This is a genomic window from Rhizobium sp. BK529 (assembly GCF_014194105.1).
Lineage (GTDB): Bacteria > Pseudomonadota > Alphaproteobacteria > Rhizobiales > Rhizobiaceae > Rhizobium.
Genome location: NZ_JACIAU010000001.1, coordinates 2293156 through 2318382 on the forward strand (window position 1 = coordinate 2293156; position 25227 = coordinate 2318382).

General features: G+C 61.3%; 27 protein-coding genes. 16 read left to right on the plus strand and 11 right to left on the minus strand.

Annotated features, from left to right (window positions below; genetic code table 11):
• Positions 1–176 precede the first annotated feature (176 nt).
• The 3 genes from denD to FHX08_RS11660 are packed head-to-tail and all read left to right on the plus strand — an operon-like array spanning position 177 to position 3055.
• Positions 177–1163, plus strand: a complete 987-nt coding sequence (denD, locus tag FHX08_RS11650) for a D-erythronate dehydrogenase (RefSeq protein ID WP_132652053.1) — start codon at positions 177–179, stop codon at positions 1161–1163.
• Between the two features lies 1 nt (position 1164).
• On the plus strand, positions 1165–2427 hold the full coding sequence (gene otnK, locus FHX08_RS11655) for a 3-oxo-tetronate kinase (protein WP_132652054.1): 1263 nt from the start codon (positions 1165–1167) through the stop codon (positions 2425–2427).
• A complete protein-coding gene (locus FHX08_RS11660; RefSeq protein WP_132652055.1) occupies positions 2420–3055 on the plus strand; it encodes an aldolase in 636 nt (211 codons plus the stop codon). Before otnK ends, FHX08_RS11660 begins: the two co-directional genes overlap by 8 nt.
• Here FHX08_RS11660 and FHX08_RS11665 read toward each other — a convergent pair.
• Entirely contained in the window at positions 3052–3861 is an 810-nt protein-coding gene (locus FHX08_RS11665; protein WP_184327199.1) for an endonuclease/exonuclease/phosphatase family protein, read from the minus strand. The two genes, FHX08_RS11660 and FHX08_RS11665, sit on opposite strands and share 4 nt — an antisense overlap.
• 95 nt (positions 3862–3956) lie before the next feature.
• On the opposite strand from FHX08_RS11665, the gene FHX08_RS11670 reads away from it, so the two are divergent.
• Positions 3957–4160: a hypothetical protein gene (locus tag FHX08_RS11670; protein WP_132652056.1), complete on the plus strand. Its 204-nt coding sequence runs from the start codon at positions 3957–3959 to the stop codon at positions 4158–4160.
• Positions 4161–4172: 12 nt separating this feature from the next.
• Positions 4173–4355 carry a hypothetical protein gene (locus FHX08_RS11675; RefSeq protein ID WP_132652057.1) on the plus strand — a complete coding sequence of 61 codons (183 nt, stop codon included), beginning with the start codon at positions 4173–4175 and terminating at the stop codon, positions 4353–4355.
• A 1-nt stretch (position 4356) separates the two neighbouring features.
• Here FHX08_RS11675 and FHX08_RS11680 read toward each other — a convergent pair whose 3' ends face one another.
• A complete protein-coding gene (locus FHX08_RS11680) occupies positions 4357–5271 on the minus strand; it encodes an SDR family oxidoreductase (RefSeq protein WP_132652058.1) in 915 nt (304 codons plus the stop codon).
• A 98-nt stretch (positions 5272–5369) separates the two neighbouring features.
• Between FHX08_RS11680 and FHX08_RS11685 the strand changes: the two genes are divergently transcribed.
• The 3 genes from FHX08_RS11685 (at position 5370) to FHX08_RS11695 (ending at position 8858) form a co-directional block, all read left to right on the plus strand.
• The gene (locus FHX08_RS11685) at positions 5370–5936 is read left to right on the plus strand and encodes a TetR family transcriptional regulator (RefSeq protein ID WP_184327200.1); all 567 of its coding nucleotides are present in this window, start codon (positions 5370–5372) and stop codon (positions 5934–5936) included.
• Positions 5937–6064: 128 nt separating this feature from the next.
• Positions 6065–7222, plus strand: a complete 1158-nt coding sequence (gene ampC, locus FHX08_RS11690; protein WP_132652060.1) for a class C beta-lactamase — start codon at positions 6065–6067, stop codon at positions 7220–7222.
• A 124-nt stretch (positions 7223–7346) separates the two neighbouring features.
• Positions 7347–8858 carry a mechanosensitive ion channel family protein gene (locus tag FHX08_RS11695; protein ID WP_132652061.1) on the plus strand — a complete coding sequence of 504 codons (1512 nt, stop codon included), beginning with the start codon at positions 7347–7349 and terminating at the stop codon, positions 8856–8858.
• A 3-nt stretch (positions 8859–8861) separates the two neighbouring features.
• Here the strand turns inward: FHX08_RS11695 and FHX08_RS11700 are convergent, their stop codons facing one another.
• Positions 8862–9347: a YcgN family cysteine cluster protein gene (locus FHX08_RS11700; RefSeq protein ID WP_132652062.1), complete on the minus strand. Its 486-nt coding sequence runs from the start codon at positions 9345–9347 to the stop codon at positions 8862–8864.
• 186 nt (positions 9348–9533) lie between these two features.
• Here FHX08_RS11700 and FHX08_RS11705 point away from each other — a divergent pair, with 186 nt between their 5' ends.
• The 3 genes from FHX08_RS11705 to FHX08_RS11715 all read left to right on the plus strand — a co-directional run bounded on the left by FHX08_RS11705 (position 9534) and on the right by FHX08_RS11715 (position 12967).
• A complete protein-coding gene (locus FHX08_RS11705) occupies positions 9534–11708 on the plus strand; it encodes a transglycosylase domain-containing protein (protein WP_132652063.1) in 2175 nt (724 codons plus the stop codon).
• 130 nt (positions 11709–11838) lie between these two features.
• Positions 11839–12426 carry a DUF1214 domain-containing protein gene (locus tag FHX08_RS11710; protein WP_132652064.1) on the plus strand — a complete coding sequence of 196 codons (588 nt, stop codon included), beginning with the start codon at positions 11839–11841 and terminating at the stop codon, positions 12424–12426.
• Positions 12419–12967, plus strand: coding sequence for a DUF1254 domain-containing protein (locus tag FHX08_RS11715; protein ID WP_132652065.1), 549 nt, complete (start codon positions 12419–12421; stop codon positions 12965–12967). Before FHX08_RS11710 ends, FHX08_RS11715 begins: the two co-directional genes overlap by 8 nt.
• A gap of 15 nt (positions 12968–12982) precedes the next feature.
• On the opposite strand, the gene FHX08_RS11720 is transcribed toward FHX08_RS11715, so the two are convergent.
• Entirely contained in the window at positions 12983–13153 is a 171-nt protein-coding gene (locus tag FHX08_RS11720; protein ID WP_165911853.1) for a hypothetical protein, read from the minus strand.
• 540 nt (positions 13154–13693) lie between these two features.
• Between FHX08_RS11720 and FHX08_RS11725 the strand changes: the two genes are divergently transcribed.
• Together FHX08_RS11725 and FHX08_RS11730 are read left to right on the plus strand one after the other, a co-directional pair.
• Entirely contained in the window at positions 13694–13900 is a 207-nt protein-coding gene (locus tag FHX08_RS11725; protein WP_132652066.1) for a hypothetical protein, read from the plus strand.
• A 243-nt stretch (positions 13901–14143) separates the two neighbouring features.
• Positions 14144–15196, plus strand: a complete 1053-nt coding sequence (locus FHX08_RS11730) for a DUF2336 domain-containing protein (RefSeq protein ID WP_132652067.1) — start codon at positions 14144–14146, stop codon at positions 15194–15196.
• Between the two features lie 39 nt (positions 15197–15235).
• On the opposite strand, the gene FHX08_RS11735 is transcribed toward FHX08_RS11730, so the two are convergent.
• The 3 genes from FHX08_RS11735 to FHX08_RS11745 form a co-directional block, all read right to left on the minus strand.
• Positions 15236–16867 (minus strand): ABC-F family ATP-binding cassette domain-containing protein, encoded by a 1632-nt coding sequence (locus tag FHX08_RS11735; RefSeq protein ID WP_132652068.1) that lies wholly within the window; start codon positions 16865–16867, stop codon positions 15236–15238.
• 111 nt (positions 16868–16978) lie between these two features.
• Positions 16979–17329, minus strand: coding sequence for a DUF1491 family protein (locus FHX08_RS11740; protein WP_132652069.1), 351 nt, complete (start codon positions 17327–17329; stop codon positions 16979–16981).
• A 163-nt stretch (positions 17330–17492) separates the two neighbouring features.
• Complete coding sequence (locus FHX08_RS11745; RefSeq protein ID WP_132652070.1) at positions 17493–18467, minus strand: oxidoreductase; 975 nt, start codon at positions 18465–18467, stop codon at positions 17493–17495.
• 156 nt (positions 18468–18623) lie between these two features.
• Between FHX08_RS11745 and FHX08_RS11750 the strand changes: the two genes are divergently transcribed.
• Entirely contained in the window at positions 18624–19688 is a 1065-nt protein-coding gene (locus tag FHX08_RS11750) for an AraC family transcriptional regulator (RefSeq protein ID WP_132652071.1), read from the plus strand.
• A gap of 45 nt (positions 19689–19733) precedes the next feature.
• On the opposite strand, the gene FHX08_RS11755 is transcribed toward FHX08_RS11750, so the two are convergent.
• Entirely contained in the window at positions 19734–20684 is a 951-nt protein-coding gene (locus FHX08_RS11755; protein ID WP_132652072.1) for a peptidoglycan-binding domain-containing protein, read from the minus strand.
• Complete coding sequence (locus tag FHX08_RS11760; protein WP_165911855.1) at positions 20656–22221, minus strand: HAMP domain-containing sensor histidine kinase; 1566 nt, start codon at positions 22219–22221, stop codon at positions 20656–20658. Before FHX08_RS11760 ends, FHX08_RS11755 begins: the two co-directional genes overlap by 29 nt.
• A gap of 423 nt (positions 22222–22644) precedes the next feature.
• Here FHX08_RS11760 and FHX08_RS11765 point away from each other — a divergent pair, with 423 nt between their 5' ends.
• Entirely contained in the window at positions 22645–23169 is a 525-nt protein-coding gene (locus FHX08_RS11765; protein WP_132653193.1) for a DUF5330 domain-containing protein, read from the plus strand.
• Between the two features lie 210 nt (positions 23170–23379).
• The gene (locus FHX08_RS11770; protein WP_132652074.1) at positions 23380–23802 is read left to right on the plus strand and encodes a SufE family protein; all 423 of its coding nucleotides are present in this window, start codon (positions 23380–23382) and stop codon (positions 23800–23802) included.
• 55 nt (positions 23803–23857) lie between these two features.
• On the opposite strand, the gene FHX08_RS11775 is transcribed toward FHX08_RS11770, so the two are convergent.
• Both FHX08_RS11775 and FHX08_RS11780 read right to left on the minus strand, forming a co-directional pair.
• Positions 23858–24283 (minus strand): YciI family protein, encoded by a 426-nt coding sequence (locus FHX08_RS11775; RefSeq protein WP_132652075.1) that lies wholly within the window; start codon positions 24281–24283, stop codon positions 23858–23860.
• A gap of 271 nt (positions 24284–24554) precedes the next feature.
• The gene (locus tag FHX08_RS11780) at positions 24555–24986 is read right to left on the minus strand and encodes a MucR family transcriptional regulator (RefSeq protein ID WP_007821525.1); all 432 of its coding nucleotides are present in this window, start codon (positions 24984–24986) and stop codon (positions 24555–24557) included.
• Between the last annotated feature and the right edge of the window lie 241 nt (positions 24987–25227).

The window sequence follows — 25227 nt, forward strand, 5'->3', positions numbered from 1 at the left end:
GCCGTCGCCTTCGATACTTTGCGGATCGACGTTTCAACCCACGATCAAATGGCCCCCCGAAATTGCGTGACAGCCTCGCCCGGCTGGTCTTAACTGTATCAGCGCCATGCACGCCGACTCAGGCGACGGCGCGTTTTCGGTTGCGTTCATTTCATCGGTCGGAGGGACCGCTTCAAATGAAAATCCTTGTTATCGGCGCGGCCGGAATGATCGGCCGCAAGCTCGTCCGTGCTTTGTGCGAGCGCGGCACGCTGAATGGCAAATCCATCGATGCGCTGGTTCTGGCGGATGTTGTGACACCGGAAAAGCCTGCCTTCGGCGGCGCGGTGGAGGCCTTGGCGGCGGATCTTTCGCAGCCGGGCGCGGCCGAACAGCTGATCGCCCATCGGCCGGACCTGATCTTCCATCTGGCGGCGATCGTCTCCGGCGAGGCTGAGGCCGATTTCGAGAAGGGCTACCGCGTCAATCTCGACGGTACGCGCTTCCTGCTCGAAGCGATCCGGCTTGCCGAACAGCCCTATTGCCCGAAGCTCGTCTTCACTTCTTCCATCGCCGTCTTCGGCGAACCGCTGCCATCGGTCATCGGCGATACGCATCATCTGACGCCGCTGACGAGCTACGGCACGCAGAAGGCGATCTGCGAGTTGCTGCTGGCAGATTATTCCAGGCGTGGCTTCCTCGACGGTATCGGTATCCGCCTGCCAACCATCACCATCCGCCCCGGCAAGCCGAACAGGGCCGCCTCCGGCTTTTTCTCCAGCATTCTGCGCGAGCCGCTGATCGGCCAGGAGGCGGTGCTGCCGGTCGGCGAAAGCGTGCGCCACTGGTTTGCAAGCCCGCGCGCGGCCATTGGATTCCTGCTCCGGGCGGCCGAACTCGATACCGCACCGCTCGGCCAGATCCGCACACTGACCATGCCGGGATTGGCGGCGACCGTCGGTGATGAGATCGAGGCGCTCAGGCGCGCGGCCGGCGAAAGTGCCGTGAAGCTGATCCGGCGTGAACCCGATGCTGGGGTTGCCAAGATCATTGCCGGCTGGCCACAGAGCTTCGATGCCAGCCGCGCCCTTTCGCTCGGTTTCACAGCCGAGACATCCTTTGACGACATTATCCGCGTCCATATCGAGGACGAACTGGACAACAGACTGCCGGAGCGCACCTGACATGCTGCTTGGAGCCATTGCCGATGATTTCACCGGCGCCAGCGATCTTGCCAACACCCTTGCGCGCGGCGGCATGTCGACCATGCAGTTCGTCGGCCCAGGCCGCGGCAAGGTAAATTGCGAAGCGGGCGTGGTGGCGCTGAAGACGCGTTCGGCGCCGGTCGAGGACGCGGTGTGGCAATCGATGGATGCGGCGCGCTGGCTGCTGGATCAGGGCTGCGAGCAGATCTTCTTCAAATATTGCTCGACCTTCGATTCCACGCCTGAAGGGAATATCGGCCCGGTGGCCGAGGCCTTGCAGCGGCTGACCGGCGCCACTGTCACGGTCGTCTGCCCCGCCTTTCCGGCGACGGGCCGGCGGGTGTTCATGGGTCACCTCTTCGTCAAGGACAAGCTGCTCAGCGAATCAGGCATGGAAAACCATCCGCTGACGCCGATGACCGATCCCGATATCCGCCGCTGGCTGCGGCACCAGACGCGCGGCGGCATCGGCAGCATCACGCTCGATACGGTGCGAGAAGGTTCTGGCGCCATTCGCAGCCGGCTGCGTGACGAACTGGCTGAGGGCAACCGCCTCGTCGTCGTCGATGCGATCGAGGATGCCGATCTTCTGACCATCGGCGAGGCCGCTGCCGATCATGAGCTGGTGACCGGCGGATCGGGCCTGGCGCAGGGGCTGGTGCGCAACTTCGCCAAGCGCGGCAAACTATCCGGCGTTCCCGCCGAAGTGCCTGCCGTCAGCGGGCCGGGCGTCATCCTCTGCGGCTCCTGCTCGCTTGCCTCGCAGAACCAGGTCGCCTGCCATCTGCAGAACCATCCGGGACTTTCTATCGATCCGGCGGCCATCGTGCGCGGCACCATGTCGATCGAGCATGCCGCCCGCTGGGTGGCCTCCAACGCGGCCGACAATCCGATTGTCTATTCAACCACTTCGCCCGACGTCGTCAGCTTCGTGCAGCAGCGCTTCGGCCGCGAAGAGTCGGCAAAAATCCTTGAGGATTTCTTCGGTGGTCTTGCCAAGCGGCTTGCCGATTCCGGCACGCGCCAGATCGTCGTCGGCGGCGGGGAGACGTCAGGCGCCGTCGTCGAAGCACTCGGCCTGACGCGGATGGTCATCGGTGCGGAAATCGATCCCGGCGTGCCTGTGCTGGTTTCCGAGCGCGGCCGGCCGATGCGGCCGATCGGCCTGGCGCTGAAGAGCGGCAATTTCGGCTCCCCGGACTTCTTCGCCAAGGCTCTCGACAGGATTGCCGGCCATGAATGAGACAGCACTGCGGGAAGCCATCGTCCGCTGGGGAAAATCGCTGTTCGAACGTGGGCTTACGGCCGGTTCCTCCGGCAATATTTCGGTGCGTATCGCGGACGGCTATCTCGCAACACCGACCAATTCCTGCCTCGGCTTTCTCGATGCCAACAGGATTTCGAAACTCGACAGCAACGGCAAACATGTTTCCGGCGATGCGCCGACCAAGGAACTGCCGCTGCATTTTTCCTTCTATGAGAAGCGGCTGCAGACGGGGGCTGTCGTGCATCTCCACTCCACGTATGCGACCGCCCTTTCCTGCCTCGCCGATACCGATCCCAAGGATGCTATACCGCCGCTGACGCCTTATGTGGTGATGCGGGTCGGCAAGGTGCCTGTGATCCCCTATACGCGGCCGGGTTCGACCGATGTGAAGCCGCTGATTGCCGAAATTGCCGGTGAACACAGCGCGGTGCTCCTGGAAAACCACGGGCCGATCGTATCAGCCGCTACGCTTGATTCCGCGGTCTTTGCCATCGAAGAGCTGGAAGAGGCGGCGAAGCTCTCGATCATCACCCGCGGCATGAAGGTGCGGCAGCTGAACTCTACGCAGATCGCCGATCTGGAGAAGCATTTTAAGCTTCGCTAGGCAAATTCAAGTAAAAGCGCCCGGTGGTCGGAAACCTCTGGTCGCTCGACAACCTCGAAGCGCTCTACCGCTACCTCCGGCGTCACCAGCATATAATCGGCAAAACGCCCTTCCTTCGGATAGAGAGAGGTGCGGGTATCGATAAAACCTCTGCCGATGACGAGATCATTGAGGCCGAGGCGGCCAAGCTTCTCGAAGGTGATGCTGTCAGGCAGCACATTGAAATCACCGCAGACGACCAGTCTTTCGTCACCGGGCCAGACGCGTTCGATCAGTTCGACCAACGCGTCAGCCTGGGCATGCCGGGCCGGAATGTCGCTCTTGCCGGCGGGATCACGCAGGCCGTGAAGCTGCGCGACAGTGACGGGAAAGCCGCCAGCATAGTCGAATAATCGGATGCAGTGGGCATTGCGGGCGCGCGGATGCTCGCCCCAACCATCGGGGGAGAACCGGCCATGGATGAAATCTGCTGCCTGACCGATCACCGGATATGATTTGCGCACGAAGGTGGCGATGCCGAATTCGGTATGGAAAGTCGTCTCCCCGTGAAAGAGATCGCCCCGCGCAAAGGGAAAGAAAAAGCCGTCATGGCCGGGCAGAAGGGCGGCGATCTCGTCATAGAGATGGGCACGCTGCGGCAGGACCGTGTCGCCGTCACGATATTCAAGCCAGTCCGGAGTATCGGTGGCCGATCGCACCACTTCCTGCAGGCAGAAGACATCGGCCTCTGCCGTCGCGAGATAATCGGTCAGCGGGGCGTGGATGCTGCCGCCCCAGACATTCAGCGAAATGATGCGCAAAGCCATACCCTCTCCCTCTTTGGCGGGAGACTAACAGATTCTCCGGCGGAACAATGCCGCTGCTGCCCTGTTGTCCTCTTGAACAGCAAAGGAGAAACGTAATGGCATCGAACAGCCCCAAGGATGGTGCGCCCGGCACCACGGATCAGTCGCCGCGCTGGGAAGGGCCGCAAGGCACGAAGCCCTCAGGTTATCTGCATGCGAAGGATGATCCGGAAAAGGCCCGTGACGCACACGGTGAAAATCTCAACCACCCCAAGGTGAAAAAGGTCTCCGATGCCTTCAAAACCAAAGAAGACGATTAAGAGGATGGGACGATGGCCAAACCGCAACCTTTCATGAAACCGGAAGAAGGCTCGCCCGCCGATATCCGCAAACGCGACGCCGATGGGAAAAAGACGGATGGGCAGCCCGTCATCACCCCCGAGTCAGGTGATGACGAAAAGCAACAGCAGGCTCCGCTGATCAATCCATCGGGCGGCGGTGGCGTGACCCGATGAATCACCGGTAGCCGGTATCATCAGCCGGCTTGCCAGCCTCCTGCACCTCGGCAAGGTAACGCCAGCAATCCGGGCGCGTACCGTCGAGATCGTTGAAGCCGTAGGCATCGGCCAGCTGGAAGCTCGAAAGCGATTGGCCGTTCCATCTGTTGCGGTCGGGATCGGCAGCCAGCGCTGCCACTCCCCTGCCGGTGAATCGCGGTGTCTCCGAGATGACAAAATGCGGCTGGACCTTGACGCCATCCCGCCAGTTTTCTTCCGTGACGCCATAGATCTCCAGCATCATTTCCGAGCGCATCCAGCCGGGCGAGAGCGACACCGCAGTCGCGCCGCGCGACGCCAGATCCCTGGCATGGGCCCAGGCCATGCGGTTCGTGCCGGTCTTGACGAGATCGTAATAGGGGCAGAGCCGATAATGCGTGGCATTGTATTCGGCCGTACCGTCGGTCATTTCGACCAGCAAGCCGCCCGGCTTTTCGATCATCAGCGCCAGAGCGTAATGGGCGGTGATGAAATGGGTGTCGATGGCAAGCCGCAGCATGCGAAGGCCCTTGTCGAGGGAATGTTCCCAGACAGGCTTGTCCCATTCGGTCAAATGCTCGCCGCCCCAGATATCATTGACGAGGATATCCAGCCGGCCCTGTTCGGCCCGGATGCGGGCAACCAGCGCTTCAACTTCACCCGGAATCAGATGATCCACCCGAATGGCGATGCCATTTCCGCCCGCAGCGCTCACCAGCTCGGCGGTTTCTTCAATCGTTTCCGGACGCCCGTATTCGGATTGCTGCGCGCGGGTGGTGCGTCCGGTCACATAGACGGTCGCGCCTGCGGCACCCAACTCCACCGCGATGCCGCGGCCGGCGCCGCGCGTTCCACCGGCGACGAGCGCCACCTTGCCCTTCAGATCCACTGTCATTTCGCTGTCCTCCTCGCTAGAAGCAATCGTGGCCAACCGGCTTCTTGAATATAAACGAATATTCGTTCATAAACACGGCGAACACAAGAGGAAATTCCATGCCGCGCCCGCGTACGCTTTCCGACGAGCAGCTGCTTTCCATCGCCCTCGGCGTGATCCAGTCCGAGGGGCCAGACGCGGCAACCTTTGCGGCGGTTGCCAAGGCAAGCGGCCTTTCGGCCTCGACACTGGTGCAGCGGTTCGTCACCAAGGCCGGCATGTTGCGGGCTGCCCTGCTCTATGCCTGGGACAGGCTGGATGCGGAAACGGCGCGGCTTGCAGACACCATGCCCAAGACACCGGATGGTGCGATTGCGCTGCTCGCCGGCCTCTCCCTCGACTATGGCGACAATCCTGCCGCCTATGCGGAGGGTCTGCTCCTGCTGCGGGAAGATTTTCGCGATCCGGTGCTGCGCGCCCGGGGTGCTGTCTGGGGCGCCACGCTGACAAGGGCGCTTGCCGAGCGCCTCGGACAAGAGAAGGAGCCGCAGATCATCGCCCGATTGATGCTGTCGCAATGGCAGGGGGCACTTCTCTGGTGGGGCTTTTCATCAGAGGGCTCGGTGGCCGATTACGTGGAGCAGGAATTGCGCCTTTTCCTGGCCGCTCTTGGGTCCTTCGGCTGACCGTCAGGATGCCGAGCCCAAATTTATCTAGGGTCTCCTGCGAGTTCTTCTCGTTTGTAGTGGGGCAAAGGGGCGCGCTATCGACCATGCATCGGCCATGTCGCCGGATGCAGATGGAGAAAACGCTCGTGAAATTCAGACACTGCCTTATCGCCCTCACCTTGTCGGCGAGCCCGCTTCATGCCGCCGAAATGACCGATAAAGCGTTCCATGAGATGGCAGACCGCGTCTTTCAGCCGGTGATCAAGGAATACGACATTCCGGGGATCGCCGTCGGCGTTTCAGTGAACGGCTCCGATTTCTACTACACCTATGGCGAAGCCTCGCGAGAGACGAAAGCGCCGGTTACCAGCGACACGATCTTCGAGCTCGGCTCCGTCAGCAAAATTTTTAACGTCACGCTTGCCGCACTCGCCGAACAGCGCGGTCTGCTTTCTCTAAACCAGCCGGTTTCTGCCTACCTGCCCGAGCTCAAAGGCAGTGCCTTCGACAAGATCACGCTTGTCAATCTCGCCACCCACACATCGGGCGGCCTGCCGCTGCAGGTGCCGGACGCGGTGAAGGACGATGCCGAGTTGATGACCTATCTCAAGAACTGGAAACCGCCCTACAAGGCGGGCACGATGCGTTCCTATTCGAATGTCAGCATCGGCCTTCTCGGACGCATCGCCGGACAGCGCTTGGGCAGCAACTATAAGCAGGCCGCGGAAGGCCAGCTGTTCCCGGCCCTCGGTCTCAAGAGCACGTTCGTCGAAGTTCCCGCCGCAGCCATGGATCGTTACGCCTTTGGTTATGCCAAGGCCAGCAAGCCGATCCGCGTCGGCCCCGGCGTCCTCGATGACGAGGCCTATGGCATCAAGTCCACCGTCCGCGACATGGTTCGTCTGCTGGAATTCAATCTGAAGCCTGGCACACTGGCCCCGGACCTGGCGGCAGCGATCGAGAAGACACATACGGGCTATTTCGACACGGCCTATTACACGCAGGACATGGTCTGGGAGCAATATGCCTGGCCGGTCGCGCTCAAGCGGCTTCTCGACGGCAATTCCGCCAAGATGAGCCTGGAAAGCCAGCCGGTCAAAAAGCGGGCAAAGCCGCTTGCGCCGCAGACATCAGTGCTGATGAACAAGACCGGATCGACGAACGGCTTCGGCGCTTATGTCGTGTTGGTGCCGACGGCGCAGATCGGGCTGACGGTGCTGGCGAACCGGAACTATCCGAATAACGCACGCGCCGAAGCAGGACTGAAGCTCATCCAGGCACTTGAGGCATACGCCGCGAAATAGCCGCCACGTCGGCCGGTCGCGGCCGGCCGACGTCACTGGTGGTGATACCCTATCCATTCGTGTCAGAGGACAGAACTTCTTTATCCGTGATATAGGGTCGAACGCCCCAACCAGGATGCAATGCATGTCATGGACTATGGTGGACGATCCGCTGTATCAGTTTATCGCTCTCGTTCTGCTCAGCGCCGTGGCACGGTTCATCTTCGGACGAAACCCGACCTTCCGGCTGATCGCCAATTTCGTCTTCTTCGCACTGCTGACGTGGCTGCTCATCGAGAACAAGATTGCGCCCTATACGTCAGACATGGGCGAAGCGACGGATCTTTTCCGGCGCATTTTCGTCGGGGTCGCCAAGGCGGTCTGGTGGATCGGCGGGGCGATGGTGCTGGCAAGCTCGGTGCGGCTCTTCCTGATTTTCGAGCGCAAGCCGCGCGAGGCGCGTCTGCTGCAGGATCTCGTCGTCGCCGTGATCTATGTCGGCGCAGCACTTTCAGTCGTAGCCTATGTCTTCGGCGTGCCCGTTGCCACGTTGATCGCCACCTCGGGCGTCTTCGCCATCGTGCTCGGCCTTGCGCTGCAAAGCACGCTGAACGACGTCTTCTCCGGCATCGCGCTCAATCTCGGCCGGCATTACAGCGTCGGCGACTGGATCGTGCTCGACGACGGCGTGCAGGGCCGCGTGGTGGAGACGAACTGGCGCTCCACCCACCTTTTGAACGGCACCAACGACCTCGTCATCGTTCCCAATAGCGCGCTCGCCAAGGCGCGGCTGACGAACCTCACCAGCCCCGAGGAAGCACATGGCATTTCGCTGAAGATCCGGGTCGTGCCGACTATCTCGCCGGCGGCCGTCGAGGAGACGATGCGCACGGTGCTGCTCAGCAGCAATGCCATCCTGAAATCCCCCGCGCCCGTCGTCAGCGTCACGGGGCTGGACAGCAGCGCCATCGAATTCGAGCTTTCCTTCCGCGTCTCCGGACTTGGCGAGGCGACGGCCGCCAGGAACGAGGTCTACGACCTCGTCTATCGTCATGCCAAGGCCGCGGGCCTGCAGCTCGCCTCACCTGCCGGTTCGCCGCCGGTCAATCCGTTTGCCGATCCGCCGGAGGAAGCTGGAAAACACCTGAACTCGGCGTGGCGGCTGCTCAACGCCATCCCGCTCTTCTCGACGCTGACGGAAGACGAAAAGGAGTCGCTTGCAGCAGACATGAAACGGCTGACTTTCCGCAAAGATGCGCTGATCGCGACGCAGGATACGTCGCTGACCTCGCTGATGATCGTGCGGCGCGGCGTTGCCGTCGTCGAGCGGAAAGAAGGCAATGAGATCATCGAGCTCGCCAGAATTGCGCCCGGCGACCTGTTCGGGGAGCGCGGCGTGCTGATGGGAGCGCTGGAGCCGGCCAATATCCGCGCGCTCACGTCCGTCGTGGTCTACGAGATCGCCAAGGACCATCTTGCCACGATCATGCAAGAGCGGCCGGCACTTGCAGAAGAACTAGGCCTGCTGCTGTCGCGGCGGATCGAATCCGAGAAACATCGCTTCAGTGCAGGCGTATCGGCTGAAGCCAGCCATCCGACGACACTGACGACGCGCATCCGGCACCTATTCCAGATTCCCCACAACAACTGGTCGTAGCGCTTAGCTGACCTTTTCCTCGGCTTCTTCGGCATCTTCTCCGACCGTCAGCGGCCAGTCGACGACGTAATCCTCGAAATCGTCGAGATCGACGTCATTTTCGCTGACGGTGCGGCCGCGGGCGGAAATGCCGGCGGCATGGACGGTGTCGGGATCGCCCGAGATGAGCGGGTGCCACCAATAGAGATCGCGGCCCTCGTTGACGAGCCGATAGCCACAGGTCGGCGGCAGCCATTCGATCTCTGGAACGTTCTCCTTGGTGAGCTGAACGCAATCGGGAACGAAGTCCCAGCGGTTCGCATAGCTGGTACAGCGACAGCTCTCGCTGTCGAGCAACTTGCAGCGGATCGAGGTGAAATAGACATCGCCGGTATCCCATTCCTCGATCTTGTTGAGGCAACAGAGGCCGCAGCCGTCGCAGAGGCTTTCCCACTCCTCGGCATTCATTTCGGCAAGCGTCTTGCGCTTCCAGAAGGGCAGATCGTTCATGGTTCGCTTCTTGCAACAGCCGCCCGCAAATTCGCGTGACGACCGTTCAACTCTCTTGTTCTTGTCCGCAAAATCAACCAATTATTCAACATGCTCCGGCTATCCGGAGAGTTGCGGCCCCTTTCAGGCCCCGCTCCGGCGTCCGGTTCTACCGCCGCCGAGCGCGATCAGGCGGGAATATAGGACGTGCAGGATCCGGACAACCCAAATAATGGGCCAGAAGAGGCCAAAAACGGGCAAGGCAAGAAGCAGCCGTCGAAAAACCGGCACCTGCTGCTGCGTATCGATTCATGGATCGACTCGACCGTCTGGAACGCCGGCTTCCGCGCCGCCGAGATCTGGGAAGATACCACCATCTTCTTCCGTCGCTTCCGCGTTCGCGGCTGGAAGCGCGCGGTATTCGAACTCGCCGGCGAAGGGCTAACGCTCGGCGCCGCCGGCATGGTGCTGATGCTCGCGCTCGCGCAGCCGGCCTTCGAAGCCACCAAGGAAGACTGGCGCAACCGCGGCGATTTTGCCGTCACCTTCCTCGACCGCTACGGCAATGTCATCGGCCATCGCGGCGTCATCCATCAGAATTCCGTGCCGATCGACGAACTGCCGGATTCGCTGATCAAATCTGTCATCGCTACCGAAGACCGGCGCTTCTTCGATCATTTCGGCATCGATGCCATCGGTCTCTTCCGCGCCATGGTCACCAATGCCCAGGCCGGCGAAGTCGTCCAGGGCGGCTCGACGCTGACACAGCAGCTCGCCAAGAACCTGTTCCTCTCGAACGAACGTTCCATCGACCGCAAGATCACCGAGGCGTTCCTCGCGTTTTGGCTGGAGGCGAACCTCTCCAAGAAGGAAATCCTCGCGACCTATCTGGACCGGGCCTATATGGGCGGCGGCACATTCGGGGCGGCGGCAGCGGCGCAATTCTATTTCGGCAAGAACATCACCGATGTGAATCTGGCCGAATCCGCCATGCTCGCCGGGCTCTTCAAGGCGCCGGCGAAATATGCCCCGCATGTGAACCTGCCGGCCGCCCGCGCCCGCGCCAACGAGGTGCTGACCAACCTCGTCCAGAGCGGGCTGATGACCGAGGGGCAGGTGATCGCCGCACGACGCAATCCTGCCAATGTCGTCGACCGCAACGAGGTGGAATCGCCCGACTTCTTCCTCGACTGGGCTTTCGATGAGGTGCAGCGTCTCTCGCCGCGCTTCCATCAGCGCTCGCTGATCGTGCGCACGACGATCGACATGGGCATCCAGCAGGCGGCGGACGATTCGATCGAGACGTCGCTGCGCGAATATGGCGAAGCCTATCATGCCAAGCAGGGCGCGATGGTGATAATCGAGAATGGCGGCGCCGTGCGCGCCATGGTCGGCGGCCGCGACTATGGCGAGAGCCAGTTCAACCGCGCCACCAAGGCGCTGCGCCAGCCGGGCTCCTCCTTCAAGGTCTATACCTATTCGGTGGCCATGGAGAGCGGGATGACGCCGAAGACGACGATCATCGACGCGCCGATCTCCTGGGGCAACTGGAGCCCGCATAATTACGAAAACCGCTACGCCGGCCGCATCACATTGGAAACGGCGATCGCCCAGTCGATCAATACGGTGCCGGTACGTCTTGCCAAGGAAAAGCTCGGCATCCAGCCGATCCGCGCCATGGCCAAGGCGATGGGCGTCGAAACCCCGATCCGCGACGACGTGACGATCCCGATCGGCACGTCCGAGGTGACCGTTCTCGATCAGGCGACCGCCTATGCGGTATTCCCGACCGGCGGCTATCAGTCGCGCCGCCACGGGATCACGCAGATCCTCGACTACGGCGGCGATGTCCTTTACGACTTCGACCGTGATGAACCGCCAGCCCAGCGGGTGCTTTCCGAACAGGCCGACAGCTATATGAATCAAATGCTGTCACGTGTGCCCTATTTCGGTACCGCACGCAAAGCCGCGCTCGACAACGGTATCGTCACCGCCGGCAAGACGGGTACGACGCAGGCCTATCGCGACGCCTGGTTCGTGGGCTTCACCGGCAACTATACCTGCGCCGTCTGGTTCGGTAACGACGACTATACGTCGACGAACAACATGACGGGCGGCTCGCTGCCGGCCATGACCTTCAAGCGCGCCATGGACTATGCCCATCAGGGCGTCACGCTGCGTCCGATCCCCGGCATCGAAAATCCGCTGCCATCCGAGAAGGATATCGCCAAGGCGCAGGCCAACAAACCAAAGGACGGCACGCCGACCCTCGTTCGCCCGCGTATGCTCTCGGTGCAGTCGACCAACATTCTCAAGGGCATCGGCCAGAAGCTGGAGACTGCCGCGCCACTCGCGGTGCAGAAGGTCGCAAGCGCGGAGTGATGTTTCCGCTATTTTAGCAAACCGGGATGGCTGGGTCACCAAGACATGGGGGACACATCGCCCCATGGCATTCCACCTCGCCAGAATCAGTGGTAACCCTCTCAACTGATTTGATCTTCAAGGGCGCAAGGTGTTTCGGTTCCCCCTTTTCATCCTGATCACCCTGATCGTCGCCTTCGGCGGCGGCATCATGATTTCGCTCTATGCGCTGGATGCGACGCAGGGGTTCGGAGCGATCAAGCTCGGCGCCTGGGAGGCTTTTCCGGAGCTGCAGACCGTCGATGCCGACCCTTATGCAAAGTCGCACCGGGCGCGCGCCGGCAAGCTGCTTTATGGCAGCGCTGAAGGCCTGACTTTTACCGCGAGCGTGGATGATAGCGGCGAACGGCTGAATGCCGCCTGCCATTACCGGATCATCGGCCAGACACCACCAGCGCGGTTGTGGACTCTGTTTACTGCCGACAATGCCGGCAACCCGGCCTCGCTGCAGCAGACCCTGCCTGCGGCGCTGAATTCGTGGACGGTGCTGCGCCAGCCGGATAGCAGCTTTGCGATCGACATCTCGTCGCACGCCCAGCCAGGCAACTGGCTGGCGCTGCCGCAGGCCGGCACGTTTCGACTGGTGCTGACGTTGTTCGATACGCCGACGGCCGGCAGTTCCGGGGTGATCGATCTTTCCATGCCGAAGCTCACCAAGATCGGGTGCGGCGATGCTTAGGGTGTTCTTCGCGATCATAACAGGGCTTTTCGGCGCCGCGCTGCTCCACCTCGTCATCATCCTCGCGCTGCCGCACTTTACCGGTCGCGATGCGGCGACGCGTGTCGCGGCGGAGGGCGATCCGAACAATTTCTATCTGCTGACCAACCGCTACGACGAGGCAGGGCTTGCCAACGGCGATCCGTTCGTGCGCACGGCCGTCTGTTCTTTCGATGTGAGCGATGCGCCGGTGCATTTCACCGCCAAGGGCAATGTGCCTTTCTGGTCGATCGCAATCTATGACAGCGCCTCCAACGAGGTCTTCAGCATGAACGACCGCACTTCGGTCGGCGGCGCGCTCGACGTTCTTGCTGCAAGCCCGATCCAGCTGACCGACCTGCGCAAGAACCTGCCGGAGGAGCTGCAGCAGACGATCCTGGTGGAAATGGCGCATCCCGAGGGATACGCAGTGCTGCGTACGCTGGCGCCGCAGGCAAGCTTCGACGAGGCTGCGCGCGCCTTTCTGACTGCGGCGGGCTGCGACGAATTCGGCACCCGCTAGAGTTGTCTACTCGCTTTACTTGTTCTTGACACGCGGCGCAGAATGCGCCGGTTTCTTGTCGGGGGTTTCGACGAGCCGCTCGTAACGGACGCCGGTGAACCAGAGGATTTTTGCTTCGCGGGGCTCATGTCCCGTGCGGCGCGGCGACTGGGGCAGCCGGTCCGCCAATGCGACTACAATTGCCATTCTCGTCTCCATGCACTGCCCGAGACGGATGAACTTGCGATGGATTTCACCCTGCCCGCCATGCTGCGGGCCAGCGCGTCCTCAGACGCCGGATGAACCGGATCGAGGGCATTCGCGCCTTTCTCACGGCACCTGATCGAAATACCGTGATGCTGCGGAGCTTCCACGATCCAGACCTCCAAACCGCGTCGTTCCTGTCCGAATTGAGACACACGACCGTTAACAGATTACTAATATTCGGCCACTGCTTTCGGCAGCCTGCGCGACGGAGAGATAACGCGCAGAATGGTTGTTTGGTTTCAGCCGCAGAAAAGAAAAGATATGCTGAGAGCCAGTCGATAAAATTAGAAATAATCCAAATGGTTAATTGCTCTTCTCCACCAAAGAGGCAATCTCGCCGTGGGTGTTGCAAATATGCGTCACGGAAATATTAATTGCTGCAAGGGTGGATAGGTGTATCGTGATCTCATCGGCCGAGGGTTAAGGCGACGGCCGCTTGGGAGATGATACGTGCTCTTGCCCTCATACGGAGAGGAACCCATGCCCTTTCTGTATAATTCCGCATTCACCTCAAAAGATCTGGATGTGTTACGTCGTGCGCTGGATGCGTGGTGCGCGGAAAAGCATGTCGACATCGGAAGTGTCGAAGCGCAGTCCGCTGCTTCGGCTGCGCTCGACCTCTATCAATCAGGCTATAACGATCATGACAAGCTGCTGGCGGCACTCAGGGATCGCAAGGGCCTTTAGGTTATATGCCGGTATTATGAGAACTGGCAATCGCCCACTTCCGGCGCGTTGATTTTATTTTGACGGCTTATCAAGCCGCAACACGCAAAACGTGTATAATTCTGTTGCATTTTAATAGAATCTTCAGCAAGCATTAACCGTACCGGTGTAGGATTTGTTCATAACCGTATGGTCTGACACGCGTCCCGCCAGCGCTTGTCGGCTCACGGTCTCCCGCTTGTTCTGCGTTTTCGGGGTGTTCTTGTGCGTGACCGGTTTCGAGACCTAGAGGGCCCTATGGCCATCAGGAAGAAGGACGTGGTGTTAATGGCGACCGTCAGCAGTTTCGAGAACCTGTCGCATCCGACACGCTCCGAGCTGCGTCAGTTTGCCGAACTCTTCATGCCGCTTTTCCAGGCCTCCTCCGAAGAGGCAAGACGCCAGGCGGTTGCAGCCCTTTCCCAGTGCGAGAACATACCGGCAGCTGTTGCGCTCTTCATCGGCAATCAGCCGATCGAGGTCGCCGCGCCGTTCCTCGCCTCCTCCAAAGCAATCAATGACGATACGCTGATCACGATTGCCCGCACCCATGGCGCTTCGCATGTGAGGGCGATCGTCAGCCGCGATGCCCTATCGCCCAAGGTCATCGATGCGCTGGTGGCGCTGCGCCAGGCCGAGCCGCGCCCGGCCGCGGCTGCCGACTCTGCCGAACCGCAAGCCATGCCGCTTTCGTCCTTGCCCGCCAAGCCCGAAGTGGATCCACAGGAAGTACAGCGCCTTGAAAATGAAGAGGCGCTGCGCGAGCGCATCCGCGGCCTTGCCGGACATCTCGGCCGCAACGATCAGGACCGGCTTGGCCTGCGCTCCTTATCCGATATTCAGGAGGCGCTGCTGGTGCGTTTTGCGCGCTCGCGGGAAGCTGCGCATTTCGCCACTGCTCTGGCCGATAGTCTGTCGGCGAGCCGCTGGCTTGCGGAGCGCATCATGCTCGACCTCTCGGGCCAGCAACTCGCCACGACGCTGACGAGCCTTGGCATGGGCTTCCTCGATTCCGTCTTCGTGCTGGAGAAGCTCTATCCGCATCTTGCCGAAGTGCGGGAGAATGTCAGCCGCGCTTTCCTCGTTCTCGATGCGCTGGACCCGGAAGAATGCCATGCCCGCGTGGAAGCGTGGCGTCGCGCAGACCGCTATACCTATAATCCGCAAGCGCCGGCCCCGGCCCAGCCGGCTCCCGCCACACAGGCGCCGGCACCCGCTTACCGTTTCATCCGGCAGGCGCCGATGCGCGATCTCAATAGCGTCAGGCGGGCGCGCTAGGAGCATTTCCCGGAGACTGCCTGGATAGCCGTTCTCGTCTCAGGTCCTTACGGCAGAATCGCTTGGCACTTTTGCGCGATATGCTTGACGCTCCGGCAGCTCCAGCCGGCGCGTGATGCCGACCATTTCCAAAAACACCTCATCGTGACTGACGATTAGCAGCGCGCCGTCATAGGCTCTCAGGCCGGCTTCGACGGCGGCGATGGAATCAATGTCCAGGTGATTGGTCGGTTCGTCGAGGATCAGCAGCGCCGGCGGTGTCGCGCCGCCGAGAACGCAGGCAAGGCCGGCGCGTAAGAGCTGGCCGCCCGACAGCGTGGACACGATCTGCAGCGCCGCATCGGCCCGGAACATGAAGCGGGCAAGCGAGGCGCGGCAGGCATTTTCATCCGATTGTGGGTTCAGCCGCCGGAAATTGTCGCGAATCGACATCTTGGGATCGAGCAGGCCGACACGCTGGTCGAGCATAGAGAATGAGGTCAGCACGCGGACCGTCCCCTCCCACGGCTGGAGATCGCCCGAGATCAGCGCCAGCAATGTCGTCTTGCCCGAACCATTCGAGCCGGTGACGGCAATACGTTCGGGTCCGGTGATTTCGAAAGATAGCTTGCGGATGATTGGTTCGCCTGCCTCATAGCCGGCCGTGACCGCATCGATCTTCAGCACTGATCTGCTTGGCGGCAGGCCAGTCGAAGGCAGCTTGACGGAGAGCGGCTGCAGGATCTCGATGCGTTTGCGCGCCTCCTCGGCATCCTCCAGCGCCTGGGCGTGGCGGCGTTCGGCAAGGCGAGCATTTTCACCGCTGGTATTTTCAGCCTGACGCTTCAGGCCGCCAGCAACGATACGCGGCATGTCGCCCTTGGCGGCCTTCTTCTTGCCGGCGCTGTCCTTGCGCGCCTTCCGCTCGGCCGTTTCCTGGGCGCTGCGGGCAACCTCCGCCACGCGTTTCCTGGCATCGGCGAGATCATGTTCGGCGGCGGCCAGTTCCAATGCCTTGCGAGCGCGGTAATCGCTCCAGTTTCCGCCATAGCGCGTGGCGCCAAGCGTCGTCAGCTCGACGATGGCATCCATCGTCTCCAGCAGCTCACGGTCATGGCTGACGATCAGAGCGCCGTGCCGCCAGCCGCCGAGAAGCGAGATCACCGCCTCGCGGCCATCGCGATCCAGATTGTTGGTCGGCTCGTCAAGGATGAGGAAATCCGGCTCCGCGAAGATCAGGGCGGCGAGTGCCGCGCGAGTGCGCTGACCGCCGGAAAGGGCGGCAAGAAGCGTCTGCGGCCCGGCGGCAAGGCCGGACCGTTCCAAGGTTGCATCAATGCGGGCTTCGAGGGTCCAGTCGGCGGCAGCAAGTTCGTCAGCGCTCGCCTCGCCGCTTTCGGCACGGCTGATGACAGCGAGAGCTTCGGTCGCACCGAAGAGATCGGCGACCGTGTCATCCGGCCCGACCTGCACGCTCTGACGCAGGATGCCGATCGTGCCGGACACTGAGACGGAACCCGTCTGCGGTTGCAACTCGCCGGCGACCAGCTTCAAAAGCGTGGTCTTGCCCACACCATTGCGACCGACGAGGCCGGTGCGCTCGGCGTTGAAGCTCAGATCGATATTGGAGAAAAGCGGCCGGCCGTCAGGCGTGGACCACGAAAGATTGGAAAGCGTGATGGATGCAGGCATGGAAATCCCCGATGGCAAGGCGAGTTGGCATTGCGATCAGGTTCGAATCCATTGTGCACCATCCTGTTGGTATTGCGAATGGCGGTAAACTAGGCGGGAATGACTGTGAATTCAAGGCAGTTGGTCGCGGGCAAGCGGCACAAGCGCCGAAACCTCGTCTGCCTCCAGCTCGACAATCCAGAGATCGGGGTCGAATTTGCGTTCTCGGTCCAGGATCTCCCGTACCTGGTCCGGCTCGACGCGTTCGAGCCGGAGTTCGAACAGGCGATCGCCGCTGCTCTCTTCATCGAAGAAGGTTTGTGGGGCGGGCGCGTAGAGGGTTTCGAGACCATCGCGGAAGCGCTGGCGGATGAAGATAGCACCGGCCTCCTCCGCACCCTTCTTCTCTACGGCAGCGAAATTGCCCGCGGCGAAGACACGGCGGACGAGAGCGGAAACGTAGATATCGGTGCGCAATCTCATGAGCGGGATATAGACTGTGCGGCAAGTGGCAGCAACGCTTATACCTTGACTGCCAGCCGCAAGCTGACCCGACCGGAGGCGTCATGCCGCTGTCGGCCGCAAAGCCACGGATCGCACCTGCGTCATGCGAGTAAAGAGCAAACCTCCGGGGATCGCCATATCCTCAGCTCTGCGTCAGGCCCGTTAGTCTTTCGCTCATCTGCCAGAGGCGTTCGGCAAGTTCCGGATCGGTCGCCCAGGGACGCACACCGAGCATCTCCTCAGAATCGGCGGGCACGGCCCTCGCGATATCGCAATTTTCGCAATAGACGCCGCCCATGCCTTCGAGTTTTTCGCTGACTGCGCACCAGACGGTGGTCGCAGCCCCCTGTGCGATGGTCTTCTTGTTGTTCTCGGGGTCGATCACCGGGTTGCCGTCAGCATCCACGAAGCCGGTCGACTGCAGATATTCGCGCGACTGGTGGCGGACGAGATCGGTCGTGACGATGCCGCCCGGATGCAGCGAGAATGCGCGAACGCCCTCCCTTGCGCCTAACGCATCCATGGAGACGGCAAAGAGAGCATTGGCCGTCTTCGACTGACCATAGGCTGTGTAGGGCTGATATTCGCGGTTTTCGAACATCGGATCGTCGAAATCGACGCCAGAGCGGATATGGGCGCGCGAGGAGACGGCAACCACACGAGCGCCTTCCGCCTTCACCAGCGCCGGCCAGAGGCGGGCGGCGAGCTGAAAATGGCCGAGATGGTTGGTGGAGAACTGCGATTCATAGCCGCGTCTGTCGCGCGTCAGCGGATTCGCCATGACGGCAGCATTGTTGATGAGGAAATGCAGCGGCTCGCCATTCTCGAGGAAACGATCTGCAAAGTCGTCGATCGTATCCGGATCCATCAGATCCATATAATCAAGCGTCAGGCCCGGTACGGCCTCTGCAGCCGCCCTTGCCTTCTCGATGTTGCGGGCGGGCACGATGACCTTGGCGCCGGCCGCTGCCATGACGCGCGCGGTCTCGAGGCCAAGGCCGGCATAACCGCCTGTGACGATCGCTACCTTGCCGGCGAGATCATGGCCGGCAATCACGTCTTCCGCCGTGGAAGCCGCGCCGAAACCGGATCCGATAGGAGCTTGGGGAGTGGACATGGGATGTCTCCTTTCTGGAGCCTTTCCGTTTCTCTCCGAGTCACGAAAATGCTCTGTACCTTTGCTTTTCCGCAATTCCGGACGCAAAACCGCTGCGCACTTTCGCTGGAATTGCTTTAGTCGGGAAACATCTATGTCCGGCAAGCGGGATTCTGAATGCTTGTAAATCCCGATTTCTTGCGCCATCGTACAAACATGACGAGTGATCCCCTCTCCGAAATGCTCAATCTGCTCGACGCGCGCTGCCTGATGGCCGGCGGGCTGATTGCCGGCGGGCCCTGGGCGCTCGCCTTCCCGCAGCCGAACCGCATCAAGATCAGTGCGGTTGCCAAGGGCCGCTGCTGGCTGGTGCTCGACAATGGCAACCCGCCGATCCTGCTCGAAGCCGGCGACGTCATCCTGTTGAACGGCCAATACCCGTTCATGCTGGCAAGCGATCTGGCAGTGAAGCCGACGGATGCCGCGACTGCCTTCAAGGAGAAGGTTAACGGCATGGCGCGACACGGCGCCGGCGAGGATTTCCTCTATATCGGCGGCCATATCGCGCTCGGACCGACCGGCATGGCGCTGCTGCTCGATGTCCTGCCGCCCGTCATCCATGTGCGGGCCACACTTGCGGAAGCCGGCGTGCTGCGCTGGCTGCTCGATCAGCTCGTGCGGGAAATGGCGGCCGGCAAGCCGGGCGCGCTGCTTGCCTCGGCTCAGCTCTCGCAGCTCATCTTCGTGCAGGTGCTGCGCGCCCATATCATGACATCGGAGCCGCTGACGGTCGGCTGGCTGCGCGCCTTCGGCGACGAGAAGATCGCCCCCGCATTGCGGCAGATGCATGCGGATCCGGCGCATGACTGGCAGCTTGGGGAATTGGCGAAAGCCGCCGGCATGTCGCGCACCAGCTTTGCGCTGCGCTTCAAGACGGTCGCGGGTGTGGCACCGCTCACCTATCTGACCGCATGGCGCATGCGCCTTGCCGAACGGGCGCTCCGCGAGGGATCGATGCCCGTCTCCTCACTGGCGCTTTCGCTCGGCTATACTTCGGAAAGCGCCTTCTCCAACGCCTTCAAGCGGGTAACCGGCGTTGCGCCGAGGCGCTACCGAAGTTCGGCGGCCATCAATATCGGACCGATCGAAGAAGTGGTCGATGTGGAGGGGCGGGCGCCGACAACGGATTACCGGCCCCTGCGGCTGGCGAACCAACCGTCAGCCCCGGCGCGGCAGGGCTGATCTCGGTCTCGTATTTGGCTTTTCATGATTTACGCGAGTTGACGATCAGATCGCGCCGATTTCTTTGAGTTTCTTCAGCACGGCTTCGCTCGGCTCGCCATTTTCCGGCAGATTATAGTGTTTCTGGAAGTGACGGATGGCGGCGCGGGTCTGTTCGCCAGCGACACCATCGACGCCGACATTGGCGTAGGCCATGTTGGCGAGGCCCTTCTGGATCTTCAGTACCAGATCGACATTGGCGATTCCCGATAGCGGAACCTGCTTCGGCGAGGCCGGCGCCGTCTTGACGGTCTTTTCGGCGCTACGGATGGCGGCGGCGACCGGATCTTCCTCCGTTGCCTTCGATGTCACATCTTCCGGCGGTTTTTCGACAGGAATGGTCGAGGGGCCGACAGCATCGGTCCTGAGCGCGGCAAGCACATCCGGTGTAGCGTCGCCGCTTTGCGCCATGCCGACCGTTTCCTCGAAGAAGAGGATGGCAGCGCTGGTGCGCGGGCCGATGACACCATCGGCATTGCCGTTATAGAGGCCGCGGCGGATCAGTTCCTTCTGAATATCCATGACGAGTTGGTTCGGCTGCTGGCCGGAAGCAACCGGTGGCGTGGATTCGGTGGTCGCGGCAGCATCATCCGGCCGCTCGATGCGGAAGGTGGTGACATCGCCCTGCGGCTCAGGCTGCGGACGAAAGCCGATGGCATAAGGCGCGTCCGGATCGCGGGTGCGGAAGATCGGATGCGGGTGTGCACCCGGCTGATACCAGAGCGCATTGGCGGCAACGAAAGAAAAGATGACGACGAAGGCGATCGTGCCGCCGGCAATGGAGGGATTGCGGCCGATGACGCCGCCGAGCGCGCCAGCGCCCTGCAATCCAAGGCCACCCAGCGCCGCTACGCCCTGCACGCCGATACCGCCGAGTGCTGCCGCACCGGTCATCAAAAGGCCCTGCTGATGCCGGCCCTTTTTGCCCTTAGGCGATTTTCGCTTGCGCGCGGCCATCGAAGAGCCCCTCCTCCACTTCCGCGGCATCCACCGCGCTCTTCAGCCGCGGCGGAAATTCGACCGCCCCCGTCTGGTTGTTAGCCTCGCCAGTGCAGGCGCCGGAACCATCCGCCGCGACCTCGATGGTGATGATCGTGCCCTCGCCGGGCTGGCTGGCGATGGCGAAATGGCCGCCATGCAGGGCAACGAGCCCTTTGACCAGCGAGAGGCCAAGACCCGTACCCTCGAATCGGCGGGTATAATCATTCTGGATCTGGACGAAAGGTTGGCCGAGCGTCGCGAGCCGGTCGGCCGGAATGCCGATGCCGGTATCGCTGACCGTCAGCTTGAGGATACCGTCGCGCATCGCCGCATCGACGGTGACCACGCCGCCGGCCTCTGTGAATTTCACGGCATTGCCGACAAGATTGATAAGGATCTGCTGCAGCGCGCGCTGGTCGGCAACGACCTCGCCGATGCCGCGCTGGACGCGGCTCGTCAGCGTCACGCCCTTGCTCTTGGCCTGCAGGGCAAGCATCGATTCGCAGGAACGGATCGAGGCACCGATATCAAAGGGCTCCAGCATCAACTCGTAGCGGCCGGCTTCGATCTTGCTCATATCCAGCATCGTGTTGACGACCGAGAGCAGATGCGCGCCTGATTCACGGATCAGGCCGGCATATTCGCGCTGACGCTCATTCTCGAACTTGCCGAAATATTCGCCGATCAGAATGTCCGAAAAGCCGAGGATGGCGTTCAGCGGCGTACGCAGCTCATGGCTGACAGCGGCGAGGAAACGGGATTTGGCATCGTTGGCCGATTCCGCATCTGTCACGCGCGCCTGCGCTTCGGCGCGAAGCCGCTGCTCCACCGACACGTCGTGCAGCTGGGCAATGACAGCCGAAAGCATGCCGTCGATATCCCGCCGCGCGGTCATATCCATACGCAGATAGGCGAACTGGCGGTAGTCGTGCGAGACCGAGGGACGCTCAAACCTCAGATCGACGATTGCTTTTTCCTCACCCTGTCGCAGGGCATCCAGTGCCTGCAGGAAATGGATGCGGTCGGAGACATGAACCTGCTCGAAGAAGCCCCTGCCTTTCGGATCGCGCATCCAGGCAAGATAGTCGCGCTTATCGCGGCCACCCGCCTCCGTCACGCTGCCGTGCGGATCGAGGAAGAGCACAAGGCCCGGGCTCATTTCAAGGAAGAGATCGTCGGCGCTTGTCGTAACAGCGTTCTGGGGCGCAGCCTGGCGGGCCAGCGCAATACTGCCGACGGCCGAAAACAGGAACGCGGCGCAGACGGTGGCGACGCCGGCGGGCAGTGCGACAGCGGGGCTGGTGACGAGGGAGAGGCCAACAGGCGCGGCGACAAGGGCGGCAGAGGACAGGAATACAAGGCGGCGCAGAATGGCGAGCTCGCTCTGGCGCACAGCTTCGCCACCACTCGTCCGGGAGAGCCAGCCTGCCGCTGCCCGGTCCACGAGGGCCGTCGCCCGGCCGCCAATGTCACTCAAAAAACGCACGCAATACCTGCCCGAAAGGCCTTTCATTAACCCGGACAATAGGCCCCCGCGGCTTAAGGAAAGGATAAGGCAAAGTCGCCCTCCACAGCCCAAAACCGCCAAAAGTCCCATTTTGGGCCATCTGCACGGCTCTTTGGATTTTGTGGTTAATAGCCGGTAAGCGACGGATTTTCCTTGTATTTCAGCATCGCGTTAACTCTTGTGGCAAGGCGGCGGGCCAAAAGCCCAGCAATTGCAGTCCGCGGCTGCCACCATGCTTAACAGCGATCGGTAGAATTTGACTGAAATGCCCCGAAAATGCCGATCATTAAAATTCGAATCAAATTTGCCGTAAATGCCGTGGAGTTTCGAAAAGCGGCATTCGCAACTTCACGATAGGGTTCAATCACACCGGACAACCGGCCCTGATTCGGCAGCAAGACCGGACGGGGAAACAGGATGGGCAAGACAATGTGGTTTCTGATCAAAGGATCATTCTGGTTTGGCCTAGTGCTCGTAGCGCTCTCCGTTTTCTCTTCGGAGAGCTCCGACAATGCCGGCCACACACAATTGCAGTTTTCCGACGCCTTCACGGCGGTCAGCGGCGCCTATGACTATATGACCGGCATGTGCGCCGAAAAACCCGAGGTCTGCACCAAGGGTGCGGAGACCTTGACGGCTCTCGGCTACCGGGCCCGTGAAGGCGCCCGTGTCGCCTATGAGCTGCTCGATAGCCAGTTCAAGGACGATGCGTCCAAAATGGCTTCCGCAAAGTCGGCTGTGCCGCCGGCGCCTGTGGCGCTTGCCGCTCCTTCCCTGCCGGAAACGGTCACCAATACGGTGCGTGAGGCGCAGGCTGCGCTGAACCAGCCGATGCCGCATATGCCGCAGCCCTACCGCCCGCCGGTCGATGACGGCGCTTCAGCCGAACAGGTCGTCACCGGCACCATTCCCGCCGGCACGATCCCGCTGCCGACGCCGAAGCCGGCGATCTGACGAATTCTGCGGGCGATCCGCCCGTGTCCAAGCTTGCATCGGTGGTCCGCATGACGCGGAGATGCCCCATGCCTGACGTGCCTGCCCTGTTTATTTCAGCACTTTGCTGCGCCGTGAGGATGCCCATCCCTCACGGCGTTTCTTTTTGACGGTTCAATTCTGCGGTCGGTTCGCCTATATGATCAGGTAATAGCGAAAGGCCTGACAAGCATGGCAACCCTCGACCAGATCATCGACGACTTCTCCTTCCTGGACGATTGGGAAGACCGCTACCGATATGTCATCGAACTCGGCAAGGCTCTGCCGGAGCTGGCCGAGGAAAAGAAGACCTCCGAGAACAAGGTGATGGGCTGTGCCAGTCAGGTGTGGCTGGTGACGCATACATCAGGCAATCCGGACAATCCGCTCATGACGTTCGAGGGCGATTCCGATGCGCATATCGTGCGCGGCCTCGTCGCCATCGTGCTCGCCACCTATTCCGGCAAGATGGCATCCGAAATCGCCTCGCTTGACGCTTTCGAGATCTTCTCCAGGATCGGGCTCACCGAAAACCTCTCCTCGCAGCGCTCCAACGGGCTGCGCTCGATGGTCAATCGTATCCGCGAGGAAGCACGCGTGCGGGCCGCCGCCTGAGGCAGCCACGCGCCCGGAGAAATAGCCTCCGGACGCGTCGCAATTTCCGATCAGATCATTTGCTGTCGGCCATCTTTTCACGCAGGCGCTCTTCCTGCTCGATGAGCTCCGGCGTGAAGGCCTCACCGAAATCGGCAGCTTCAAAGACCTGACGGATTTCAATCTCGCTCGGGCCCGGCATCGGATTAGGGCAACGCTTAACCCATTCGAGCGCCTCCTCCATGTCCTTGACCTGCCACAGCCAGAAACCGGCGATCAATTCCTTGGTCTCGGCAAAGGGGCCGTCGATCACCATGCGCTTCGGACCATCGAAGGCGACGCGCTTGCCCTTGGAAGACGGATGCAGGCCCTCGCCTGCCTGCATGATGCCGGCATTGACGAGATCTTCGTTATACTTGCCCATGGCGGCCAGAAGCTCGGTCGAGGGCATCACGCCCGCTTCGCTGTCCTCAGTCGCCTTGACGATAACCATTACGCGCATTGTCTCTTCTCCTCTTATTACGGCGGCACGAGCGCCCGCCTGTCCTCAAACTTTTCATGCAATTCCGAACGCAAAACCGCAGCGCATTTTGCTGGAATTGCTCTAGAGACGGATGGGCTATTAGCAGGCCGACATTTTTGTCGTGTTTTCTTCGAAGATAAATGACAGTGGGCGAATGGTCATTCGAGATGCGCGCCATCTTCGGAGCGCAAATACGAAAAAGCCGGGCACCAGGCCCGGCTCTTTGTATCGTCCAGCGGTGTGAGACCCTTCAGCCGCGGCCGCGCTTGCGGCGCTGTCCCAAACCCATTTCCTTTGCGAGGCGCGAGCGCGCTTCGGCATAGGCCGGGGCCACCATCGGGTAATCGGCAGGCAGATCCCACTTCTCGCGATATTCTTCCGGCGCGAGATTATGATGCGTCATCAGGTGACGCTTCAGGGACTTGAAGTTGCCGCCACATTCCAGGCACGTAATCTGCTCGTCCTGTACGGACTTGCGGACAGAGACTGCGGGCTTCTGCTTTTCGACGACCGCTGCCACCGGCTGCGGTACGGACGTGTTGCTCAGTGCCGAGTGTACGTCGGAAATCAGATTGGCCAGGTCGCTGACCGGCACAACGTGGTTGCTGACATAGGCCGCGACGATATCGGCCGTCAGTTCCACAAGCAGCTCCGGCGCATTGCCGGTCGCCATATCCGTCATATTCTTTCTCCTGTTAGCATGCTCAAACGGTCCTTCTCCCAGAAGGCAAAGAACCCTCGTCGTAGAGCTAAACAGCAAAAGAGCAGGATGCAGCCTTTGTTCCGAAAAACCGGAAATCCACCCCTAGATTCCGAAGACCGTTTTCTGCACCAATACTGCCTGAAGGTGAGCTAGTACATGTTCTTCCAGGCAGTCACCCAGTTAGACATTGGCAATCAAGGCTGAGGGACTTGGAAGCAGT

Bases quoted from the DNA above. Each gene is read 5' to 3' on its own strand.
- denD (WP_132652053.1), top strand. From the start codon at position 177: ATGAAAATCCTTGTTATCGGCGCGGCCGGAATGATCGGCCGCAAGCTC.
- otnK (WP_132652054.1), top strand. From the start codon at position 1,165: ATGCTGCTTGGAGCCATTGCCGATGATTTCACCGGCGCCAGCGATCTT.
- FHX08_RS11660 (WP_132652055.1), top strand. From the start codon at position 2,420: ATGAATGAGACAGCACTGCGGGAAGCCATCGTCCGCTGGGGAAAATCG.
- FHX08_RS11665 (WP_184327199.1), bottom strand. From the start codon at position 3,861: ATGGCTTTGCGCATCATTTCGCTGAATGTCTGGGGCGGCAGCATCCAC.
- FHX08_RS11670 (WP_132652056.1), top strand. From the start codon at position 3,957: ATGGCATCGAACAGCCCCAAGGATGGTGCGCCCGGCACCACGGATCAG.
- FHX08_RS11675 (WP_132652057.1), top strand. From the start codon at position 4,173: ATGGCCAAACCGCAACCTTTCATGAAACCGGAAGAAGGCTCGCCCGCC.
- FHX08_RS11680 (WP_132652058.1), bottom strand. From the start codon at position 5,271: ATGACAGTGGATCTGAAGGGCAAGGTGGCGCTCGTCGCCGGTGGAACG.
- FHX08_RS11685 (WP_184327200.1), top strand. From the start codon at position 5,370: ATGCCGCGCCCGCGTACGCTTTCCGACGAGCAGCTGCTTTCCATCGCC.
- FHX08_RS11695 (WP_132652061.1), top strand. From the start codon at position 7,347: ATGTCATGGACTATGGTGGACGATCCGCTGTATCAGTTTATCGCTCTC.
- FHX08_RS11700 (WP_132652062.1), bottom strand. From the start codon at position 9,347: ATGAACGATCTGCCCTTCTGGAAGCGCAAGACGCTTGCCGAAATGAAT.
- FHX08_RS11715 (WP_132652065.1), top strand. From the start codon at position 12,419: ATGCTTAGGGTGTTCTTCGCGATCATAACAGGGCTTTTCGGCGCCGCG.
- FHX08_RS11720 (WP_165911853.1), bottom strand. From the start codon at position 13,153: ATGGCAATTGTAGTCGCATTGGCGGACCGGCTGCCCCAGTCGCCGCGC.
- FHX08_RS11725 (WP_132652066.1), top strand. From the start codon at position 13,694: ATGCCCTTTCTGTATAATTCCGCATTCACCTCAAAAGATCTGGATGTG.
- FHX08_RS11735 (WP_132652068.1), bottom strand. From the start codon at position 16,867: ATGCCTGCATCCATCACGCTTTCCAATCTTTCGTGGTCCACGCCTGAC.
- FHX08_RS11740 (WP_132652069.1), bottom strand. From the start codon at position 17,329: ATGAGATTGCGCACCGATATCTACGTTTCCGCTCTCGTCCGCCGTGTC.
- FHX08_RS11745 (WP_132652070.1), bottom strand. From the start codon at position 18,467: ATGTCCACTCCCCAAGCTCCTATCGGATCCGGTTTCGGCGCGGCTTCC.
- FHX08_RS11750 (WP_132652071.1), top strand. From the start codon at position 18,624: ATGCTTGTAAATCCCGATTTCTTGCGCCATCGTACAAACATGACGAGT.
- FHX08_RS11755 (WP_132652072.1), bottom strand. From the start codon at position 20,684: ATGGCCGCGCGCAAGCGAAAATCGCCTAAGGGCAAAAAGGGCCGGCAT.
- FHX08_RS11760 (WP_165911855.1), bottom strand. From the start codon at position 22,221: ATGAAAGGCCTTTCGGGCAGGTATTGCGTGCGTTTTTTGAGTGACATT.
- FHX08_RS11765 (WP_132653193.1), top strand. From the start codon at position 22,645: ATGTGGTTTCTGATCAAAGGATCATTCTGGTTTGGCCTAGTGCTCGTA.
- FHX08_RS11770 (WP_132652074.1), top strand. From the start codon at position 23,380: ATGGCAACCCTCGACCAGATCATCGACGACTTCTCCTTCCTGGACGAT.
- FHX08_RS11775 (WP_132652075.1), bottom strand. From the start codon at position 24,283: ATGCGCGTAATGGTTATCGTCAAGGCGACTGAGGACAGCGAAGCGGGC.
- FHX08_RS11780 (WP_007821525.1), bottom strand. From the start codon at position 24,986: ATGACGGATATGGCGACCGGCAATGCGCCGGAGCTGCTTGTGGAACTG.